The organism is Flavobacterium sp. ARAG 55.4 (assembly GCF_051846875.1).
Lineage (GTDB): Bacteria > Bacteroidota > Bacteroidia > Flavobacteriales > Flavobacteriaceae > Flavobacterium > Flavobacterium plantiphilum.
In genome coordinates this window covers 107,085-128,977 of sequence record NZ_JBPYCT010000008.1, presented here as the reverse complement: position 1 = coordinate 128,977, position 21,893 = coordinate 107,085, and the positions used below count along the sequence as shown (strand labels likewise).

The 21,893-nt window shown below is 36.3% G+C and carries 15 protein-coding genes; 12 read left to right on the top strand and 3 right to left on the bottom strand.

Translation table 11 applies throughout. The features are described 5' to 3' along the window. Window positions 1–3: 3 nt before the first annotated feature. Window positions 4–2,274 (bottom strand): cation:proton antiporter, encoded by a 2,271-nt coding sequence (locus tag ACSV4D_RS10675; protein WP_439228294.1) that lies wholly within the window; start codon window positions 2,272–2,274, stop codon window positions 4–6. 191 nt (window positions 2,275–2,465) lie between these two features. Here ACSV4D_RS10675 and ACSV4D_RS10670 point away from each other — a divergent pair, with 191 nt between their 5' ends. The 7 genes from ACSV4D_RS10670 (at window position 2,466) to rpoN (ending at window position 15,128) form a co-directional block, all read left to right on the top strand. Further along, a complete protein-coding gene (locus tag ACSV4D_RS10670; protein ID WP_439228269.1) occupies window positions 2,466–4,865 on the top strand; it encodes an efflux RND transporter permease subunit in 2,400 nt (799 codons plus the stop codon). 106 nt (window positions 4,866–4,971) lie between these two features. Continuing rightward, on the top strand, window positions 4,972–5,808 hold the full coding sequence (locus ACSV4D_RS10665; RefSeq protein WP_439228268.1) for a mechanosensitive ion channel family protein: 837 nt from the start codon (window positions 4,972–4,974) through the stop codon (window positions 5,806–5,808). 132 nt (window positions 5,809–5,940) lie between these two features. After that, window positions 5,941–7,077, top strand: a complete 1,137-nt coding sequence (locus ACSV4D_RS10660) for an MORN repeat-containing protein (protein ID WP_439228267.1) — start codon at window positions 5,941–5,943, stop codon at window positions 7,075–7,077. 200 nt (window positions 7,078–7,277) lie between these two features. Beyond that, window positions 7,278–9,902, top strand: coding sequence for an MGH1-like glycoside hydrolase domain-containing protein (locus ACSV4D_RS10655; RefSeq protein ID WP_439228266.1), 2,625 nt, complete (start codon window positions 7,278–7,280; stop codon window positions 9,900–9,902). A 358-nt stretch (window positions 9,903–10,260) separates the two neighbouring features. Continuing rightward, window positions 10,261–11,130 (top strand): S1 family peptidase, encoded by an 870-nt coding sequence (locus tag ACSV4D_RS10650; protein WP_439228265.1) that lies wholly within the window; start codon window positions 10,261–10,263, stop codon window positions 11,128–11,130. A 977-nt stretch (window positions 11,131–12,107) separates the two neighbouring features. Beyond that, window positions 12,108–13,541, top strand: a complete 1,434-nt coding sequence (gene asnS, locus ACSV4D_RS10645) for an asparagine--tRNA ligase (protein ID WP_439228264.1) — start codon at window positions 12,108–12,110, stop codon at window positions 13,539–13,541. A gap of 126 nt (window positions 13,542–13,667) precedes the next feature. Then, on the top strand, window positions 13,668–15,128 hold the full coding sequence (rpoN, locus tag ACSV4D_RS10640; protein WP_408079864.1) for an RNA polymerase factor sigma-54: 1,461 nt from the start codon (window positions 13,668–13,670) through the stop codon (window positions 15,126–15,128). A gap of 67 nt (window positions 15,129–15,195) precedes the next feature. On the opposite strand, the gene ACSV4D_RS10635 is transcribed toward rpoN, so the two are convergent. Together ACSV4D_RS10635 and ACSV4D_RS10630 are read right to left on the bottom strand one after the other, a co-directional pair. Then, window positions 15,196–15,615, bottom strand: a complete 420-nt coding sequence (locus tag ACSV4D_RS10635) for a YMGG-like glycine zipper-containing protein (protein WP_408079866.1) — start codon at window positions 15,613–15,615, stop codon at window positions 15,196–15,198. A gap of 103 nt (window positions 15,616–15,718) precedes the next feature. Next, window positions 15,719–16,309: a thymidine kinase gene (locus ACSV4D_RS10630; protein ID WP_408079868.1), complete on the bottom strand. Its 591-nt coding sequence runs from the start codon at window positions 16,307–16,309 to the stop codon at window positions 15,719–15,721. Window positions 16,310–16,521: 212 nt separating this feature from the next. Here ACSV4D_RS10630 and ACSV4D_RS10625 point away from each other — a divergent pair, with 212 nt between their 5' ends. The 5 genes from ACSV4D_RS10625 to ACSV4D_RS10605 all read left to right on the top strand — a co-directional run bounded on the left by ACSV4D_RS10625 (window position 16,522) and on the right by ACSV4D_RS10605 (window position 21,789). Next, a complete protein-coding gene (locus ACSV4D_RS10625) occupies window positions 16,522–17,547 on the top strand; it encodes a hypothetical protein (protein ID WP_439228263.1) in 1,026 nt (341 codons plus the stop codon). Window positions 17,548–17,582: 35 nt separating this feature from the next. Further along, window positions 17,583–18,308, top strand: coding sequence for a 16S rRNA (cytidine(1402)-2'-O)-methyltransferase (gene rsmI / locus ACSV4D_RS10620; protein ID WP_439228262.1), 726 nt, complete (start codon window positions 17,583–17,585; stop codon window positions 18,306–18,308). A gap of 90 nt (window positions 18,309–18,398) precedes the next feature. Beyond that, complete coding sequence (locus tag ACSV4D_RS10615) at window positions 18,399–18,743, top strand: HopJ type III effector protein (protein ID WP_439228261.1); 345 nt, start codon at window positions 18,399–18,401, stop codon at window positions 18,741–18,743. A gap of 74 nt (window positions 18,744–18,817) precedes the next feature. Then, window positions 18,818–20,509, top strand: coding sequence for a single-stranded-DNA-specific exonuclease RecJ (recJ, locus tag ACSV4D_RS10610; protein ID WP_439228260.1), 1,692 nt, complete (start codon window positions 18,818–18,820; stop codon window positions 20,507–20,509). Continuing rightward, window positions 20,509–21,789, top strand: a complete 1,281-nt coding sequence (locus tag ACSV4D_RS10605) for an MFS transporter (RefSeq protein WP_439228259.1) — start codon at window positions 20,509–20,511, stop codon at window positions 21,787–21,789. The genes recJ and ACSV4D_RS10605 overlap by 1 nt, the downstream gene beginning before the upstream one ends. Window positions 21,790–21,893: the final 104 nt, after the last annotated feature.

The window sequence follows — 21,893 nt, the reverse complement described above, 5'->3', positions numbered from 1 at the left end:
CTTTTATGATTTTATAATTAAAACAGAAGAAACATTTACTAACCAGTCTGCTTCACTATCGATGATGCTTTTCCAGCTTTCTAAACTAATCAGCATCAGATCCTGCTGTTCAAAAAAAGTAGTATTCAAATCTGAATTTGTAATTACTGTTATATTGTTAGGGAATTTTTGCAACAAAGTAACAACTGTACTTTGAATCACAAAATTATTTTTCACAAAATCATTGCTGTCCAGAATATTGATTTTAGAATTGTTGTTTAAAATCATCTTTTGAACATAATCCATTAATATGGCATCATCTGATTTTAAAAGTGGTACAAAAACCTGATTTAATGCTTCAAAATCATTATCAATTAAAATTCCCAGTGGTTTTTTAGTTTTGGCCACGATTTGCCTTGTTCTTTCATCAAAGGGAGAATTTTCAAATAAGCCCTCCTTTCCTTTGAATTTATCCAGCAAGCGGTCGGGATTGATTATCCGGGTAGTAAAACCAATCACTTTTCCCAGCAAACTCCCTTCAAAAATTGATTTTCCCAAACCTACTAAAAGCAAATCATAGTCGCCATTATTAGCTACATCGGCAATTTCATTTTCAATATCATTCGTCACTTTAAAAATAGAAAACAGTTTTACCCCTAACTGCTCAGACTCATCAAATATAGGTTCGAAACTTTCTTTTTCTATTTCTTCCATATTAAATGAATGCAATTCATCACTTTGACAAAGATGCATTGCCGTAATTACCGAAGCTGATTTTTGTTTTTTGGTTAAACTATTAGCCAGACGCAGTAATGATTTGCCTTTTTCATTATTCCCAAACGAAATTAAAATCCGGTATTTATTTTCATCAACAACTTCTACGGACTCTGTTTCATTTTTATGTTTAAAAACAAAACCAAGTACATTTAGTGCAGGTCCGGTCATAAAAGTAGTAACCAATGCCATAATGACCATCATGGTGAAAACTTCCGGTGTCAGAACCTTTAATTCCAAACCGATGTTCAAAACAATCAGTTCCATTAAACCTCTGGTATTCATTAAAGCACCAATAGTTAAACTGTCATGCCAATTTTGCCCTACAAATCTCGCCGCAAAAGCACTTCCTAAAAACTTACCTATGACAGCCACTGCAATAATAGCTCCGGTCACTTTCCATAAATAAACATCATTAATTAAGCCCACCTGAGTATGCAGACCGGTAAAAACAAAAAATAACGGCAGCAATAATATCACCGATACATCTTCTACTTTTTCAATAAATATCATTCGGAATTTAGCAATATCAGGCATTATAGCTCCCATCATAAAACCTCCGAATAGCGCATGAATTCCTATTACTTCAGTGGCATAAGAGGAAAGAATCAGCAGCAACAGAAACAAAGCCATAACGGGTTTTCCGATATTTTCTTTTTCTGCATACAAATCTCCTATCCTTTTCAAAAAAGGTTTTACGATATAAAGCATGGTTAAAACATACAGTAAAGCCAGCGAAATTACATAAAGTGATCCCACAAAATCCCCCGCTTTTACAATGGCAATTACCACAGCCAGCAAACACCAGGCGGTTATATCATCGGCCGCAGCGCAGGTAATCACAATAGCACCCAAACGTGTTTTATGAATTCCGCGTTCCTGAACAATACGTGCCAGAACAGGAAATGCGGTAATACTCATCGCAATGCCCATAAAGAGACTGAACGATAAAAACTCGACACCTTCCGGTGCAAACTGATTGTAGACAAAATAAGACAGGCCAATTCCCATAGCAAAAGGAATAATAATACTGGCGTGACTGATAACAATGGCCTCACTAGCCTTATTTTTCAGGACTTTTACATCTAATTCCATTCCGATGACAAACATGAAAAGAATCAAACCTATCTGACTTAAAAACTTGAGGTTTCCTAAAGATTCTTCGGGAAATAATGCAGCTGAAAATTCCGGAAAATACATCCCTACCAGAGAAGGCCCCAGCACTATTCCGGCGATTATTTCTCCAATAACCGTAGGCTGACCGATTTTTTTAAAAAACCATCCAAAAATTCGTGCCGTTAAGATAATCATAACGATTTGTGCCAGTAAAATTGCCAGCGGATCTTTAAAATTATGCAGCATCGAATCTATAAAATCATTAAAAGAGTCATTTTGAATATGAACTGCAATATTTGACTTCTTTAATTCCAATAATTTTCCTTTTTGGATGATCCAGTAAATCAATACCGAGAAGGCTCCCGTAACCCCAAAATAGAACAACGAATTTTTATATTTTTTCAAAACCATATCGCCACAATAATTGATTTAATTCCACACAAAGATGCTAAATTCTTTGATAGAATTTACACGGCTGATATTAATTTCAGAATAAAAAAACAGGCCTGATAAAACCCTAAAATTGATTTAAAATTTACAAAAAAATTACTCCTTTGCTATGGTTTTCATTACATTTGCAGCCATTTTAAAACTTTATGAAAAAGAAATTAAAAGTGGGATTTTGGGAATTTGTAGCCCGAATTGTACTTAAAAACCGTATTGCCATTTTAGGCCTTATTTTTCTGATAACTTTATTTTTAGGTTTACAATGGAAAAATATCCGTTTTTCATTTACTGAAGCTAATTTACTTCCTGACAACAATATTATAAATAAAGAATACAATGCTTTTTTAAAAGAATTTGGAGAAGAAGGAAATTTAATTGTCGTAGGTGTAAAAGACGATGTTTTCTTTACCCCGAAAGTTTTTACTGCCTGGAATAAATTAATGCTGGATTTAAAATCGAACAAAGAAATTGATTTAGTAGTCTCAGTAAGTGATTTAAAGAAGCTGCAAAAAAACGAAGCAATAGAAAGTTTTGAGCTGGTTCCCTTTGTAGACCAGAGTAAAACGAAAGATCAGGCGTACCTGAACAGCCTTAAAAAAGATTTGTTTACCAAACTCCCTTTCTATGAGGGATTGCTTTTTAACAACAAAGAAACGGTTCGCTCAGCCATTTACATGGATAAAGAAATTGTAAATACTGCCGCCCGAAAAGATTATATTTTAAATGATTTTATTCCTAAAATTGAAGCATTTGAAAAAGAAACCGGTGTAGACCTTCGTGTTTCGGGAATGCCTTACATCCGAACACTGAATGCCAAAAGTATAACTGATGAAATTAGTCTGTTCATAGGGGCTTCTCTGTTAATTACTTCATTGATATTCTTTTTCTTTTTCCGCTCTTTCCGTGCCACTTTAATTTCGATGCTCATTGTTATTACAGGGGTTATGTGGACTTTTGGATTACTGGGACTATTCCATTATGAAATTACAGTACTTACCGCTATTGTTCCCTCATTGGTTATTGTTATCGGCATCCCCAACTGTATTTTTCTGACCAATAAATACCAGCAGGAATTTCGTGCTCACGGAAACAAAGCACGTGCTTTACAACGGGTAATTACTAAGGTGGGAACAGCAACTTTAATGACTAACTTAACCACTGCCGCGGGTTTTGCTACTTTTATCATCACCCAAAGCGAATTATTAAAAGAATTTGGTATTGTTTCTTCGTTAAGTATTATTGCTTTATTCTTTTTATGCCTGATTGTAATTCCAATTTATTACAGCTACCAGCCGGTTCCTAAGGACAAACATTTAGAACACCTGAGCCGGAATTACACCAAAGTTTTTATTTCCTGGATAGAAAAAATGGTCCGCTACAACCGCAGATATGTCTATGCTGTGGCGATATTTTTATTTCTTATAAGCTGTATCGGTGCTTTAAAAATTCAGACATCGGGAAGTTTAATAGAAGACATGCCGAAAAACACCGGTTTTTTTAAAGACATTTTGTTTTTCGAAAAAGAATTCAATGGTGTCATGCCTTTAGAAATTACTATTGATACCCAACGCAAAAAAGGGGTAATGAAACTTTCGACCATGAGAAAAATGGACGAATTTCAAAAAACCATTGAAGAAATCCCTGAATTATCCAAGCCAATTTCGATTCTTAATCTGGTTAAATATTCTAAGCAGGCCTATTATAATGGAAATCCGGAATATTATGATTTGCCGACTTCGCAGGAACAAAGTTTCATTTTAGGCTATGCTAAAAACGGAACTAAAAATTCCCAAGAAAACATCATGAAAAGTTATGTGGACAGCACGGGACAAGTAGCCCGTATTACCACTTTTATGAAAGACATCGGCACCGGAAACATGGCTAAAATCGAAGACAGACTCTGGGCTAAAATCAATACTATCTTCCCTAAAGACCGCTATAAAGTTTCCATGACCGGAAAAGCGCTGGTTTTTGAAAAAGGAACCAAATATTTACTGGATAATCTGGTAAGTTCCATCCTTTTTGCGATATTTTTAATTTCACTGTTAATGGTTTTCATGTTCCGTTCCTTCAAAATGGTGGTTGTTTCTTTAATCCCCAATTTACTTCCGTTGATGATTACTGCCGGATTAATGGGCTATTTTGGAATTCCTCTAAAACCATCCACTATATTGGTTTTTAGTATTGCATTCGGACTTTCAGTAGATGATACGATTCACTTTTTGGCACAGTACCGTCAGGAATTAACAAACAACAACTGGAAGATAAAAAAATCTGTTTTTGCCACAATTAAGGAATCCGGAATCAGTATGTTCTATACTTCGGTAGTACTTTTTGCGGGGTTTTCTGTCTTCATGCTTTCTGATTTTGGAGGAACAGTTGCCCTTGGCGGATTAATTGCTATTACCCTTGCTTTTGGAATGTTGTCTAATTTAATGTTACTGCCTTGTCTGGTGTTAACACTGAACAAATCACTGGCAAATGAACAGGAATTTATTGAACCTAAAATTGATGTTTTAGATCATTTAGGCGAACCGGAAGACAACTAAAAAGAGTTTAAGATAATTTTATTTCATCAAGTGGAGTCCAGTAACCACTAAAAAAAACGGGGCGAAATCGAAAAGCCTGACGAGTAGAAACAAAAAAAAAATTAAAATGCTTATAGACCAACAGGTAACTCTTGTAAACAAATACATTGATAAAACAATAGACTTTGGTTTTGAATACGCACCTAAACTGCTTGGAGGAATTATAGTTCTCGTAATTGGTTTATGGGCAACCAGAATAATTACTAAAGCAGTGGGAAACTCTCTGGAGAAATCAAGAATTGATCATTCTTTAATTCCATTCTTAAAAAGCTTAACCAATATTGTACTTAAAGCATTAGTAGCTATCACGGTAATGGGAATGATTGGCATTCAGATGACTTCTTTTGTAGCTATTCTGGGAGCTGCCGGTTTAGCGGTAGGTATGGCATTATCAGGAACCCTTCAGAATTTTGCCGGAGGTGTTATTATTTTAATTCTAAAACCTTTCCGGTTAGGTGATTTTATCGAAGCTCAGGGATTTACAGGAACAGTAAAAGAAATTACTATTTTCTCTACCATGCTCAATACTCCTGATAAAAAATTAGTCATCATCCCTAACGGACCGCTTTCCACAGGTGCTTTAATCAATTATTCTGCCGAACCTACACGAAGAGTAGACTGGACATTTGGGATTGCGTATGGAGATGATACTGAAAATTTTAAAAGAGCCATCAATGATTTCATTGCACAGGATGAACGAATTTTAAAAGAGCCTGCTCCTTTTATGGGACTTTCTGCACTGGCAGACAGTTCGGTGAATTTTACCGTAAGAGTATGGGTAGATGGTCCGGATTACTGGAATGTGTTTTTTGACATGAATGAAAAAGTATATAACAAATTTGCCGATTACAACCTCAACATTCCGTTTCCTCAAATGGATATGCATTTTATTAAAGAGAAATAGTTTTTTCAAAATACGATCAGAAGTCCCGTTTTCAACAGAAGGCGGGATTTTTTATGTAAAATAGTTTTTTCTTACAAAGAAGGTTTAGAATTATTATATTTGGAATAACTTAAACTATAAACCAATTCCAAAATGACCAAAACTTTATCCCTGTTTATTGTATTCTTTAACCTTGTTTGTCAGGCACAAAACACCAGCAACGAAGACAAAGTATACACCACAAATGAAAATGACTCAATTAATATTTGTCCTTTTCCTAAAAACTGTGGCTACTACAAAGGCGAATTTATATATGATGGAGTAACCAAAATAGCTAATGGTAAAGGCAAAGCTAATTTTCATGGCAATATTGCCGAAGGCAATTGGAAAAACAATCGACTGGATGGATACGGATCTTATGAAGTTAAAAATGGATTTAAATATATTGGCAATTTTAAAGAGGGCCAGTTTTTCGGGCAAGGCTCAATAATTTATAATATTGGCAACAAATATGTTGGTGAATGGAAAGACAACAAATTCTACGGACAAGGTGTTTTTTACACATCAGATGGCACTAAATATGCTGGCAAATGGAGTTCTGGCATAGGTAATGACTTAGGATTTGTTATTTTTATTAAAAACTCAATGTATACTGGCACTAAATATAATGGTAAAGGAACCAGAATAAACCAAAATGGTGATGTTTATACCGGTGATTTTAAAGAGGGAAAACCAAATGGTCAAGGAACTAGAAAATACCCAAATGGAGCTGTTTACACCGGTCAATTTAAAGAGGGAAAACCAAATGGTCAAGGAATAGAAACTTATACAGATGGCTGGAAATATAGTGGTCAATGGAAAGAAGGTAAATTTGATGGCTTAGGGACAACTACAAATGCTGTTACAAGAGAAAATTATACTGGTTATTGGAAGGACGGAAAGCATAACGGCAAAGGAACTTACATTGATACGAAACAAAAATACATTGGGGAATTTAAAAACTCCCAAATGAACGGACAAGGAACAATTTCATACGAAAACAAAGAAAAATATTCCGGAGAATGGAAAGAAGGCTATCGGGCAGGACAAGGAACCTACAGCTGGCCTAACGGAGACAGTTATATCGGTCATTTTGAAAAAAATAAACGCACAGGTCAAGGAACGATGTATTATGCCAATGGAGAAAAATTTGTAGGAGAATGGAAAAACAACAATGAATTTAACGGCATTCTTTATAAAAAAGACGGGACAACAAAATCCAATTATAATAATGGAGTTATAATCGAATAATGAGCTACAATTTCATCAAAAAACAGCTTCTTTTTTTATAAAAAACAAAAACAAACTTGGCAATATCAATAATTAGACAATACTTCATTAACAAACAAACAGTTGTGTGAAAAAAAGTTATTTTTACTAAAAATCGTATCTAATAAAATACCTGTAATTTATTAAAAATCCGTTTTTTTAGAATTAATACCACAACTAATATGGGACAGACAACATCAGAAACAGAAAGATTAGCCGTTGCTGACAATTACAGAAATTGGAAAAAATGGGGTCCCTATTTAGCCGAAAGACAATGGGGAACTGTTCGTGAAGATTATAGTGAGCACGGAGAAGCATGGGAATTTATAGACCATGACAAAGCAAGAAGCAATGCCTACCGCTGGGGAGAAGAAGGGATTGCAGGTTTTTGTGATTCCAGAGAAATTGTATGTCTGGCAGCTGCTTTTTGGAACGGAAAAGATCCTATCTTAAAAGAACGTTTATTTGGTTTAACCAATAATCAGGGAAATCATGGCGAGGATGTGAAAGAACTCTATTTCCATCAAATTTCTACTCCCACTCACACCTACAATAAATACCTGTATAAATACCCACAAAACGAATTCCCTTATACTGATTTGGTTCACAAAAATCAACGAAGTCGTGAAGAACCGGAATTTGAGATTTTGGACAGCAACAGCTTTGACAACAATGCCTATTTTGATTGTTATATCGAATATGCCAAGGCCGGAACCGACGACATCCTGATGAAAGTGACCGTGGTGAACAGAGGAAATGAAACAGCCAAAATTCATGTGCTGCCTCATTACTGGTTTCGTAATTTCTGGAAACACAACGACCGCCACCCGAGACCAAATATGGAATCGGTTTCTGAAAACATAGTGCTTTCTAAAAGCAGCCGTATTGAAGATTATTATTTATATCATGAAGACGGAAAGCAGTTATTTTGTGAAAACGAAACCAATAACGAACGCATTTACAATTTCTCTAATGAATATAAATACGTCAAAGACGGCATCAACAATCATGTTATCCATGGAGAAGCAACAGTAAATCCGGAGAAGTTTGGTACTAAAGTGGCTATATGGCATGAATTAGAATTAAAAGCCGGCGAAGAAAAAAGCATCAAAATCCGTTTAAGTCATCTGCTATTAGAAAATCCCTGGGCTGATTTTGACAATTTGTTTGACCAACGGAAAACAGAATGCGAAACCTTTTACAACGAAACCATAAGCGAAAAAATCCCCGAAGCGCATCGTGCTATCGCCAAAAGTGCTTTTTCAGGTTTGTTATGGACCAAGCAGTTTTATTATAACGATGTTTACAAATGGCTTTTTGGCGGTCTAAAGGAAGACCCACCTCATCGTTCGAATATGCGAAATTATTCCTGGCAACATCTTACCAATCGTCATGTGATTTCGATGCCCGACAAATGGGAATACCCTTGGTATGCCGCCTGGGACTTGGCTTTTCACATGGCTTCTTTTGTAGAAATTGACCCTTATTTTGCCAAGCAGCAATTACTGCTCGTTTTACAGGAAAGCTACATGCATCCTAACGGACAAATTCCGGCTTATGAATGGAATTTTAGTGATGTCAATCCTCCCGTGCATTCCTGGGCAGTGTGGACAGTTTACGATAAAGACAAAAACAAAACCGGAAAAGCAGATACTGATTTTCTGGAAACTGCTTTTCAAAAATTACTCATCAACTTTACCTGGTGGGTGAACCAAAAAGATACCAGCGGAACCGATTTGTTCGAAGGAGGATTTTTAGGCCTGGATAACATCGGAGTTTTTGACCGCAATCACATGCCCGAAGGAATTAAAAAAATGCAACAGGCCGATGCGACGAGCTGGATGGCGATGTTTTCGCTGAATATGCTTCGCATGTCGCTGGAACTGGCCAAAACCAATAAAATTTACGAAGATGTCTCGGCTAAATTTTTCAGACACTTTTTAAATATTGCCTGGGCGATGCATCATATCGGGAAAAAAGATATTTCGCTTTGGGATGACGAAGACAATTTTTACTATGACGTAGTGGAAATGGCAAATGGCAAAACCGAGCGTCTAAAAGTCCGTTCACTAGTGGGAGTAATTCCACTGTTTGCGGTCGAAATCATGAACAAAGAGCTCTTCGATCAATTGCAGGATTTTAGAAAAAGAGCAAACGAAATTATCAGAACGCGCCCTGATCTGGCTTCCTTGATTTCGAATTTAGAAAAGGCCAACGCAGATGGAAATTTCCTGTTTTCGATTATGCGCGGATTCCGACTCGAACATCTTTTAATCCGATTATTAGACGAAAATGAATTCCTGTCGGATTACGGAATACGTTCCCTGTCTAAATTCCACAAGGATCATCCATTTGTGTTCCAGCATCATGGACATCACCAGATTCAATACGAGCCCGGAGAAAGCCGTTCGAATATGTTTGGCGGAAATTCTAACTGGCGTGGGCCTATCTGGATGCCGTTGAATTATATGATTATCCAATCGTTGCGTAAATATTATACTTTTTATGGACCAACGTACATCTATGAATTCCCAACGGGTTCAGGAGTTAAAATGAATTTAAAAGAAATTGCCAACGAACTAACCAAACGTTTAATCAAACTGTTTGGACGCAATAGTGATGGCAAATTCCAATACCATTCGGACGACCACGAAATGCATTTTGCCAAAGACGAGCATTTCAGAAACGAACATCTGTTCTATGAATTCTTTGATGGCGATACCGGAAAAGGTCTTGGTGCTTCCCACCAAACCGGATGGACGGCATTGATTGCTAATTTGATTTTGGAACTGGAGGAGAATAGTTAAATAACTTTTATAAATTGAATAAATCCCATCTTGTTTTTAGTAACGAGATGGGATTTTTTTGTTTTTGGAGCAGAAGATTTGTGCTTTTAGGAAAATTATGTTCCTGCTATCCGTTTCAATCTTGTGGGGCATAACCCTGCCCCACAAGGATTTTCTCTTCTATCAGGGCTAGTGAGAAAATTCTGTTTTTGTAGGATTGTTTTTTATATATTTGGAAAAGTTTAAAGCTGATAGCCGTCAGACCTATCCACCCAAAATTGAGAGGATGAGTCTGATAAAATCAGACTTATAAACTAGTTGTGCGATATCTACCCTCCGAGTATAAAAGAATAAACTATATATTATTTAACTAACATAAATGAAAAAAAATTTTATTATCTGTCTGCTTTTTTTAGTTTCAGAATTTGGATTTTGCCAAGCTCCACATATTACTGAACAATTAACATTTAATACTATTCGTATTGAGACTGACAAATTTGTTGGAACAGGCTTTTTCTTCAATTTTAAAGTAGAAAAAGACTCTACCAAATATATTTCCGTTATAATTACTAATAAACATGTAGTAAATGGTGCTAAGAAAATTTTTCTTTACTTTAGAAAATCAATAAATGGAAATCCTGAAAATGGTAATGCGTCTATTTTTGAAATTCCTAATTCTAATCAAACAGTAATTCAACACCCAAATGCTAACACAGATTTAGTAGCAATCCCAATTGGACAAATACTTCAACAAATTCAAAAAAACAATGTTTCCTTTTATACTGTAGGTTTTTCTGAAAACGAAATCCCAACTGATGATTTTCAAAAAAAAGAATTTAAAACCTTTGAAGAAATTTTTATGATTGGATATCCAAATGGTTTATGGGATAAAACTAATAATATGCCTATTGTTAGAAGAGGGATAACAGCAACACCTTCATATTTAGATTATAATGGAAAAAAAGAATTTCTGATTGATATTGCTGCATTTGGTGGTTCAAGCGGTTCTCCTATTTTTCAATACAATGATTCAGGTTATATTGACAAAAGAGGAACTGCTAAATTTGGTTCTTCAAGATTATTTTTACTTGGTATTTTATATGCAGGACCTCTGTATACTGTAGATGGAGAAGTTATAAAGTCAATTCCAGGATTATCTTCTGAAAAAGTTAAGTCTGAAGTACCTATGAATTTGGGTTATGTTATTAAATCATCAGAAATATTGGAATTCAAAAAAATATTAAAATAAGACATCGCACAACCGCAATTACCCAACTGCTGCTCGATTGCATCGAGTACCTACTTCAATTAAAAGAAAAATCGTAGCGTTTGTAACGCGGGTAACTAAAACAGAAATAACTTAAAATAGTTACTTCTGTTTTTTTTATTGTAGTTTCTTAAAGCAAACATTTAATTATGTTTGAGAATAGTTCCCGCGTTAAAAACGCTTTGTTTGCTGCTCAAAAATAATTTTGATACTCGATGCAATCGAGCACCAGAATCACGGGTTACTTTTAAACCTCTACATTATAAATTAAATATCCCGTACCTACGGCACACAAAAAATGCACCGCCAATTGTGGATGGATTAGAATCTATCCCTATAAAATATGTCGAGCCTACGGCTCTTAGATAGCATGCTTCAAAACGTATTGAATTTCTATAAACTATTTACACAGAAAACTTCCGTAGGAACGGTATGGCTTATAGTTCCGTAGGAACGATCCATGTTGTAGCCCCGAAATAAATTTCGGGAAAATAGGACAATATCATTAATTAACGAATAGTAAATGAACCACCCCGCCCGCTGGACATCCCTCCAGAGGGGAAAATCACGCAACTTCCCCTCCTCTGGAGGGGTGCCTGTAAGGCGGGGTGGCTTTTCTTTGTTAAATGCTTACTCTTTTTAAAAATTAATTATTACGTTAATAAAAATAGGACGATACCAAAGGATTAATAAATGGTGAATTAAAGCTTCGTAAATTTCTGTGTTCCCTTAGTGTGACCTTGTCAAATAAAAGCTTTTTCGATAAAAACCGATAATTCCACTACGCCCTAGCCCCGATAGAAATGGAAATCCTTATTGTTTTTCCTTTAAAAACAATAAGATTGAAATGTATAGCGGGATTGAGCTCCTAATTGAATGGATTGGGTTTACTGCTTTGAAAAAATGAATTATATTTGTGTCATAGAAACAGGATTATTTTAATCAATATTGATACACCAATGAGGCATACTAAAGTTAAAGACTTACTTAGCAGCACTACTACGCTTCATGAAGTAAACGTTAAAGGCTGGGTTAGAACTTTTAGAAACAATCAGTTTATTGCTTTGAATGACGGTTCGACCATCAATAACATCCAGTGTGTGGTGGATTTTGAAAATATCCCTGAGGAAACCTTAAAAAGAATCACTACCGGGGCTGCGGTTTCGGTTACAGGAACTTTAGCAGAAAGCAAAGGTGCAGGACAGAAATATGAAATCCAGGTTTCTCAGTTGGAAATCTTAGGAGATTCAGACCCGGAGAAATTCCCGATGCAACCCAAGAAACATTCTTTGGAATTTTTACGTGAAAATGCGCATTTGCGTGTCAGAACGAATACTTTTGGGGCAATTATGCGCGTGCGTTCGGTATTGTCATTTGCGGTACATAGCTATTTCCAACAAAAAGGGTTTGTGTATGTGAATACACCAATTATTACCGGAGCTGATGCTGAAGGTGCCGGCGAAATGTTTCAGGTGACTTCATTACCAATTGAGAATTTACCCAAAAATGAAGAAGGAAACATTGATTACAAGAAAGACTTCTTTGGAAAACATACTAATTTAACGGTTTCAGGGCAGCTGGAAGGCGAAACTTTTGCCATGGCTCTGGGACAGATTTATACTTTTGGACCAACATTTAGAGCCGAAAACTCGAATACTTCGCGCCATTTGGCTGAGTTTTGGATGATTGAACCGGAAGTGGCTTTCAATGATTTGGATGCCAATATGGATTTGGCCGAAGATTTTATCCAATACGTGATCAAATACGCCATGGACAAATGTCCTGACGATTTGAAGTTCTTAGAAAGTCGCTTATTAGAAGAAGAAAAATCGAAACCACAAGCCGAAAGAAGCGAAATGAGTTTGCTGGAGAAATTGAATTTCGTTTTGGAAAACAATTTCAAACGCGTATCTTACACAGAAGCCATCGACATTTTAAGAGATTCTACACCGAATAAAAAGAAAAAATTTCAATATATCATTAACGAATGGGGTGCCGACTTACAAAGTGAGCACGAGCGTTATCTGGTGGAAAAACATTTTAAATGTCCGGTCATCCTGTTTGATTATCCGGCTAAAATAAAAGCGTTTTACATGCGTTTAAACGAAGACGGAAAAACCGTTCGCGCGATGGACATCCTTTTTCCGGGAATTGGAGAAATCGTAGGAGGTTCGCAAAGAGAGGAACGTTTTGATGTTTTGGTCGAAAAAATGAAAGTCTTGGGCATCGATGAAGAGGAATTATGGTGGTATCTGGATACCCGAAGATTTGGTAGCGCGGTTCACTCCGGTTTTGGACTCGGTTTTGAAAGATTAGTGCTTTTTGTAACCGGAATGACTAATATTCGTGACGTAATCCCGTTTCCAAGAACACCTGGAAATGCTGAATTTTAATCGAAGTTGCTTCGTAACTAAGACACTAAGCAGCGAAGTTTTAAACTAGATATTTTATTAATTTTATTTCATAAAAAACGAGAAAACTAAGCCACTTAGAACCTTAGCAACTCAGAAACTATAAAAATGCTAAAGCAATTCTTAAATTTAAAATTATCACAGAAATTATCTCCACAGCAAATTCAGCTGATGAAGTTAATTCAATTGCCTACGCAAGCCTTTGAACAGCGTCTTTTAGAAGAGATGAATGAAAATCCGGCATTGGAATCCGGAAAAGAAGAGGAGGAATATGAAAAAGACGAATATGAAAACGATGAATATGATGATTACGATGACTCTGAAAGTATAGATGCCGATGACATCAATATAGACGAATACCTGAGTGATGATGATACTCCGGACTATAAAACGCAGGCAAATAATTACAGTGATGATGACGAAACACGCGACTCCCCACTAGCTGCTCCTATTAGTTTTCATCAGGATTTAATCAACCAACTCAATACGTTTATCCTAGACGATCACGAAAGAGAAATTGCTGAATTTCTGGTGGGAAGTATTGACGATATGGGCTACATTCGACGCAGTATCCCGGATATGGTAGACGATATGGCTTTTACCCAAGCCATCTATACCGATGAAAACATGGTAGAACGCATGCTGCAGGTCATTCACCAGTTAGAACCATCAGGTGTGGGTGCCAGAGACTTACAGGAATGTCTTTTATTGCAATTAAAGCACAAAACACCGACAGATTCGGTTGAATTGGCTTCGGACATTATTGAAAATCAATTTGATGCTTTTACTAAAAAACATTACGACAAACTGATTCAGAAATACAATATTTCGAATGAACAACTTAAAAAAGCCATTCACGAAATCGAAAAATTAAACCCTAAACCGGGTGGAGGTTTTACAGGAAATAACAAAGTCACTGAAAATGTAGTTCCTGATTTTGCCATCAGAATTATTGACAACGAACTCGAATTAACCTTAAACGGCAGAAATGCACCTTCGTTGCACGTTTCAAAGGATTATCAGGAAATGATGCAAACCTATAAGGATTCCAGAGATAAATCTAATTCTCAAAAAGAGGCGGTTCAGTTTATCAAACAAAAACTGGATTCAGCCAAATGGTTTATCGATGCCATCAAACAACGACAGGAAACCTTGTTTGTAACCATGAATGCCATTATGCATTATCAGGAAGACTATTTCTTAGATGGCGATGAAACCAAGCTAAAACCGATGATTCTAAAGGACATTGCCGATATTGTAGGACTCGATATTTCGACCGTTTCCCGTGTGGCTAACAGTAAATATGTAGAAACTCCTTATGGAACTAAACTGATAAAAGAATTTTTCTCAGAAGCCATGAAAAACGATCAGGGAGAAGATGTTTCGACCTTGGAAATCAAAAAAATATTGCAAAATATAATTGAAGAAGAAGACAAGAAAAAACCACTTCCGGACGATCAGTTAGCCGAATTATTAAAAGAAAGAGGTTATCCTATTGCCCGGAGAACTATCGCCAAATACAGAGAGCAACTGGATATTCCAGTAGCCAGAATGCGTAAAAAGATATAAAAACACAACGAAAAAGGCTGTTTCAAAATTCATGAAACAGCCTTTCTTTTATTATAAAAATTTAACTCTATTCTTTTTTCTTACCATCTATAATAGCACCTGTACCGGCACCAACACCAGCACCTGCTAAACCACCAATAATAGCACCTTCACCTTTTTTCTTACTGATTATTGCTCCCGTAGCAGCACCTACACCAGCACCAATAACAGCACCTTTAGCAGTACTACTCCATTTTTTTCTTTCTGCCGGAGTCTGAGCTGCCTGTGGCGTTGTGTTATTAATCACCGTCACCTCTTTTTCTTTGGCCGCTTTTTCAGCTTCTTGTTTAGCCATTTCTATCTTCATGGAGTCAATGGTTTTTTGTCTGACCATTTCCATTTTCATTGAATCAATACTTGCTTGTTTATCGTCTAAAACACCAGCTGAATCTGCTTTTTTACAAGAAACAATCATCAAAGAAGCTACCATTACATAAATAAATTTCATGACCTAGATTTTTTAAAAATTAATTACTTACAAAGATACGAATAGCTATAACGCAGCTATTATAAGATTTATTTAATTTATTATATAATTTAATCCTAACTGTCTATTCTTCCTGACTTTTTTGCATAGCCTCAAAGTAAGCAGCCCGGCTTAAAGGCTCGTATTCCTCCGTTTCACCTAACATCACTAATTTATCATTAGCCGTTTTTCTAAAACTGTAGTGAGCTAAATTTCCGGTTCTGGTACATACCGCATGAACTTTGGTTACATATTCAGCAGTTGCCATCAAACCGGGCATAGGACCAAAGGGATTTCCTTTGAAATCCATATCTAATCCTGCTACTATCACACGAATTCCCTGATTTGCCAGATTATTACAAACCGTAATAATTTCATCATCAAAAAACTGAGCCTCATCAATTCCTATTACGTCACAGCCCTGAGCCAGAATAGCGATATTAGCAGCTGCCGGAACCGGTGTGGACCTGATTTCATTATAATCGTGAGAAACAACCCTGTCCTGATGGTAACGGGTATCTATTTCCGGTTTGAAAATTTCTATTTTTTGTTTCGCAAACTGGGCTCTTTTTAACCGGCGAATTAATTCTTCTGTTTTACCCGAAAACATGGAACCGCAAATTACTTCAATCCAACCAAATTGCTCTTTATGATTTACTGTATTTTCGAGAAACATTTTGTATTTTTCTAACTTAAAAAATGAATAGTTTTTATTACTTTGTAAACGTATTAATCGGCTTAAGATTTTATACTTTTACACTTTCTCAAAAGTAGAAAATTTTTAGCAATTTGAGAGTTTGTATCTGCTTTATTAAAAAGCATTTATTCAAATTTTTCTTTGTACAAACAAAAGTCATTCGCCAAAATACATACTATAATTTAACTATTATGAAAAAAAGATTAGAAGCTGATTTAATCAGCATCGCTCACAGAATTTTACAAATTAAAGATAAATCAGATGTTAATCAATTGTATTTGGAAACCCAAAAACTATATGAAAAACTATCTGTTTTAAAATTTGTAGAAGAAAACTACAGCGATGCGAAACCTACCATTGGCAACTATAGCGAAATTGAAAAAGAAGTAGAAGGCTTTTATAACAAAGAAGCTTCCCTTCCGGTGGAAACGCAAATAGAGATGAATGAAAGCAATCTGTATCCAAATACTCAGACTGAAGAAGCAGTTGCTGAAAATGAAGAAGAAATAACGGAACCTGAAACAAGTATTGAAGAAGAAGTTACCGATGAAGAAATAGTAGCAGAGGAAGAGGAAAATGTGGATGATGAGGATGAAGATGACGAATTAGTTACTGTGGAAGAAACTGAAACGGAAGACAACACTATTGAATTTCATGAATCAGAACCTGAAATGGAAGAAGAGGACGAAACTGATGAAGAGGAAAAATTTACCGCTGCATTTGAATTAACAGAAGAAGCCGAAGATCAACAAAAAGACGAACAAGAAGAAGTTAAAAAACCGGAAACGGTACAAATTTCATTTGAAGACTTATTGGGTTTAAATTATAACGAACCGGAATTTGTAAAAGTAGATGATGTGGCTGTTCCCGCTGAAGAAGTATTTTTTGAACCTGTTAAAACCACAGAAACTCCCGTACAGAAAGCAGTAGAAAACACTGAAAAAACAACTCCAAAACCAACCTCCTTAAACGATAAGTTTTCAAAAGGAAAAGGAATAGATATTGATTTAAATGACCGTATTGCCTTTGTGAAACATCTTTTTGGCAACAGCAATGAAGATTATAACCGTGTCATGAACCAATTGATTACCTATAATAATTTTTACGAAACCAAAAGTTTTATAGATGAAATGGTAAAACCGGATTACAATAACTGGGAAGGTAAAGAAGAGTATGAAGAGCGTTTTATGGAAATTATTGAAAAAAAATTCCTTTAAAACATCCTAACAGCAACCTCTGTTTCAACTAATTTATGTCAAAATTATATATCGTTCCCACGCCCATAGGTAATCTTGAAGACATGACTTTCAGAGCTATCCGGATTCTGAAAGAAGCCGACTTGATTCTTGCCGAAGACACGCGTACCAGCGGAAAACTCCTGAAGCATTTTGAGATTAGTACTCACATGCACAGTCATCACATGCACAATGAGCATAAAACCATCGAAAATGTAATTGCCCGACTAAAAGCCGGCGAGAACATTGCTCTGATTTCAGATGCGGGAACTCCGGCGATTTCAGATCCCGGTTTTCTGTTAACGCGTGCCTGTGTCGAAAACGGAATTGCCGTAGAATGTCTTCCGGGTGCAACTGCCTTTGTTCCGGCTTTGGTAAATAGCGGATTACCTAATGACAAATTTGTGTTCGAGGGTTTTCTGCCGGAGAAAAAAGGCCGTCAAACCCGATATTTAGAATTAGCCGAAGAAACCAGAACCATGATTATCTATGTTTCTCCACATAAATTAGTGAAGACTTTAGCCGAATTTGTGACTTATTTTGGCGAAGACCGACAAATATGTGTTTCCAGAGAACTCTCTAAATTGCACGAAGAAAACCGAAGAGGAACGGCTAAAGAAGTTTTAGACCACTTTGAAAAAACAGCACCGAGAGGCGAAATTGTAGTCGTCGTTGCTGGAAAAACCATTGTAAAAGAAGCCAAAAAGAATAAATTTTCGAAAGACGAAGAAAAAGAAGAATAAAAGTTCAGCTACAGATTAAAAGGATTAACACAGATTAAAAATCCTTTAATACTTTTTTTAAATCTGTAGCAAAAAATAAAATTTAAAACCATGAGCATACAAGCCTTTTTAGAAAAACTAAAACAAACACCTGAAACCATTACTTTTCCTGAAACGATAGCAGTAATAGAAGAAAATTACGACTTTACTCCTACTGCTTTCCAAAACGGAAACACTCATAACGCTGCCGGAACTAATTCCGGTTCTTGCAAATTATTTGCTTTCGCCCAATTGCAAAAGCTTTCTAAAGAGGAAACTTTAACTTGTTTTGGTGCTTTTTACCGTGACGAAGTGTTAGGAGAACCGGAAGGAACCAATCATCAAAACATCAGAAACTTTATGATTCATGGCTGGGACGGAATTCAATTTGAAGGAACTGCTTTAGTTTTAAAATAAAATTATTTTAGATTTCAGCTTGTAGATTTTAGCTTTCTACATTCTGAAATCTAAAATCTAAAATCTAGAATCAAATGCGTTGGACTCTTAAACCCAAACCTTCGGAAGACAAAATCAGCCATTTGGCACAAGCCTTAAATGTAGCACCTTTTGTAGCCCAGTTATTAGTACAGCGCGGCATTGAAACTTTTGAAGAAGCCAAACATTTTTTTCGCCCTTCTTTAGATCATTTGCATGATCCTTATCTGATGAAAGATATGGATAAAGCAATTGAACGAATTGAAAATGCCATCGAAAACCACGAACGTATTTTAGTTTTTGGAGATTACGATGTTGATGGAACAACAGCTGTTTCGCTTGTTTCTTCTTATCTAAAAAGTTTTTATCTCAATGTTGCCACTTATATTCCGGATCGTTATGATGAAGGTTATGGCGTTTCCTTTAAAGGAATTGACTTCGCAGACGACAATGGTTTTTCATTGATTATCGCTCTGGATTGCGGTATTAAATCTATAGATCATGTAGCTTACGCAAAAGAGCGAAACATCGATTTCATCATTTGTGACCACCATAGACCCGGTGAAACTTTACCAGAAGCCGTTGCGGTACTGGACCCTAAAAGAGCCGATTGCAACTATCCGTATGACGAATTATGCGGCTGCGGAATTGGGTTTAAACTCATTCAGGCATTGGGCATGAACAGAGAGCAGACTATTGAAGATCTGGCTCCGTATCTTGATTTAGTAGCTACTGCCATTGCTGCTGACATTGTGCCCATGACAGGTGAGAACAGAGTGCTCGCTTATTTTGGTTTGCAGGTGATTAACAACAATCCCAGACCGGGAATTAAAGCTTTAATTCACCAAATCAAAAAACAAACCCTGGATATTACTGATGTGGTTTTTATTGTTGCCCCCAGAATTAATGCAGCCGGACGTATCAAACACGGTAATCATGCGGTGGAATTATTATCCGAATTTGATTTTGAACAGGCACAGCAATTTGCTTCGGAAATTGAGCAATACAATGCCGACCGGAAAGATCTGGACAAACACATTACTAAAGAAGCTTTTCAACAAATTGAACTCAATCAGGAACAGCAGCGTTTTACAACCGTTGTTTTTCAGGAAAACTGGCATAAAGGTGTTATAGGAATAGTAGCCTCCAGATTAATAGAAACTTACTATCGTCCGACTTTAGTTTTTACTAAAAGTGGCGATAAATATGCTGCTTCAGCGCGTTCTGTAAAAGGTTTTGATGTGTATAATGCACTGGAAGCCTGTTCGGAACATCTGGAGCAATTTGGCGGACACATGTATGCTGCCGGAATGACCCTGAAAGCTGAAAATTATGCCGCTTTTAAAGAAGCTTTTGAAAAACAAGTACAAAAAACCATTCATCCCGACCAGCTTATTCCTGAAATAGAAATTGATGCCGAAATTAATTTTTCAGACATCACACCAAAACTTACACGGATTTTAAAACAATTCGAACCTTTTGGCCCGATGAATATGACACCTGTTTTTTTGACTAAAAACGTAATAGATACCGGTTATGCCAAAAAACTGGGCGCAGCAGATGAACACCTGAAATTATTTGTAAAACAAAATGCAGCAGCCGAAGGTATCTCAGCTATCGGTTTTGGACTGGGAAATAAAATAGAGTTAACTACGCATCAAAAACCATTTCAAATTGCCTATTGCATTGATGAAAATGAATGGAATGGGCAAATTTCGACTCAGTTACGATTAAAAAGCCTTCAATAATGAATTCAAAAAAAATAAAGAAAGATCCTTATGCTGCCTTGCGGTACAAAGAATTCAATACTTTTTTATTTCTTCGCTTTGCTATGGTTTTTGCCTGGTCCATGCAATTTATAGTCATTGAATGGGAAGTCTACAGCATTACTAAAGATGCACTTTCTCTGGGCATAATAGGTTTAATGGAAGTCATTCCTGCCGTTTCATTAGCCCTGTTTGCAGGTCACATTGTAGATCAAAAAGAGAAAAAAGGATTGCTGATGAAATGTATTTTTGGTTTTTCAGTGATTAGTTTTGGATTATTTTTACTGACATGGCCAACCGTAGTTGAAGGCTATTCACAACAAATCATTTTGTACGCCATTTACTTCCTGGTATTTCTGGGCGGATTAGTAAGAGCATTTTTAGGTCCCACAATATTTTCACTACTCTCCCTTATTGTGCCTAAAAAAATCTATCCCAATGCGGCCACCTGGAGCAGTACGGTTTGGCAAATTGCTGCAGTGGTAGGTCCAGCAGTCGCCGGATTTTCAATTACTTTAATGGGTGTTCACTGGTCTTTATGTTTGGTTTTTGCCTGTTCTGTAATGGCATTATTGGCTTTGTCTCAAATAAGTGAAAAGCCTATTTTAAATCCAAAAATTGGAGAACCTGTCATGCAAAGTTTAGCGGAAGGGATCAAATTTGTTTTTAACAACAAAACGGTTTTAGGAGCTATTACATTAGATATGGTTGCGGTACTTTTTGGTGGTGCAGTAGCACTGTTACCCATTTTTGCACAGGATATTTTAAAAGTGGGGCCGGAAGGGTTTGGTTTTTTAAGAGCTGCACCTGCAGTAGGTGCTTTTCTCACCATGCTAATTACGGCATATGTGCCTCTGAGCAAAAATGCGGGAATGAAATTGCTGGCTGCTATTTTTGGCTTCGGAGTCTGTATTATCATTTTTGGACTTTCTACCCTGTTTTGGGTATCCCTTTTTGCTTTATTTTTCAGTGGCGTTTTTGATGGGATTTCGGTTGTTATTCGTCAGACAATATTACAGATTAAAACGCCTGATAATATGCGGGGAAGAGTTTCGGCTGTTAATTCCATGTTTGTTGGCTCATCCAATGAATTAGGCGCTTTTGAAAGCGGACTAACAGCCCGGCTGATGGGGACAGTAACAGCAGTAGTTTTTGGCGGAAGCATGACCTTATTAGTGGTTCTGACTACGGGAATAATCTCTCCCACTTTTAGAAAATTAGATTTAAGAAAAGACATTGAAGAACACGAAAAAGAAGATTAAAAAAAAACTATTTTTTCTTAAAATTCAGATAAATATTTATCAAATACAAAGCTTAATCTATAAATTGGTTTAAATATTCTATTTAAATTGTATTTTAACCCTAT

Excerpts from the sequence above, each read along its gene's own strand:
- ACSV4D_RS10670 (WP_439228269.1), top strand. The coding sequence starts at position 2,466 with ATGAAAAAGAAATTAAAAGTGGGATTTTGGGAATTTGTAGCCCGAATT.
- ACSV4D_RS10665 (WP_439228268.1), top strand. The coding sequence starts at position 4,972 with ATGCTTATAGACCAACAGGTAACTCTTGTAAACAAATACATTGATAAA.
- ACSV4D_RS10660 (WP_439228267.1), top strand. The coding sequence starts at position 5,941 with ATGACCAAAACTTTATCCCTGTTTATTGTATTCTTTAACCTTGTTTGT.
- ACSV4D_RS10655 (WP_439228266.1), top strand. The coding sequence starts at position 7,278 with ATGGGACAGACAACATCAGAAACAGAAAGATTAGCCGTTGCTGACAAT.
- ACSV4D_RS10650 (WP_439228265.1), top strand. The coding sequence starts at position 10,261 with ATGAAAAAAAATTTTATTATCTGTCTGCTTTTTTTAGTTTCAGAATTT.
- asnS (WP_439228264.1), top strand. The coding sequence starts at position 12,108 with ATGAGGCATACTAAAGTTAAAGACTTACTTAGCAGCACTACTACGCTT.
- rpoN (WP_408079864.1), top strand. The coding sequence starts at position 13,668 with ATGCTAAAGCAATTCTTAAATTTAAAATTATCACAGAAATTATCTCCA.
- ACSV4D_RS10635 (WP_408079866.1), bottom strand. The coding sequence starts at position 15,615 with ATGAAATTTATTTATGTAATGGTAGCTTCTTTGATGATTGTTTCTTGT.
- ACSV4D_RS10630 (WP_408079868.1), bottom strand. The coding sequence starts at position 16,309 with ATGTTTCTCGAAAATACAGTAAATCATAAAGAGCAATTTGGTTGGATT.
- ACSV4D_RS10625 (WP_439228263.1), top strand. The coding sequence starts at position 16,522 with ATGAAAAAAAGATTAGAAGCTGATTTAATCAGCATCGCTCACAGAATT.
- rsmI (WP_439228262.1), top strand. The coding sequence starts at position 17,583 with ATGTCAAAATTATATATCGTTCCCACGCCCATAGGTAATCTTGAAGAC.
- ACSV4D_RS10615 (WP_439228261.1), top strand. The coding sequence starts at position 18,399 with ATGAGCATACAAGCCTTTTTAGAAAAACTAAAACAAACACCTGAAACC.
- recJ (WP_439228260.1), top strand. The coding sequence starts at position 18,818 with ATGCGTTGGACTCTTAAACCCAAACCTTCGGAAGACAAAATCAGCCAT.
- ACSV4D_RS10605 (WP_439228259.1), top strand. The coding sequence starts at position 20,509 with ATGAATTCAAAAAAAATAAAGAAAGATCCTTATGCTGCCTTGCGGTAC.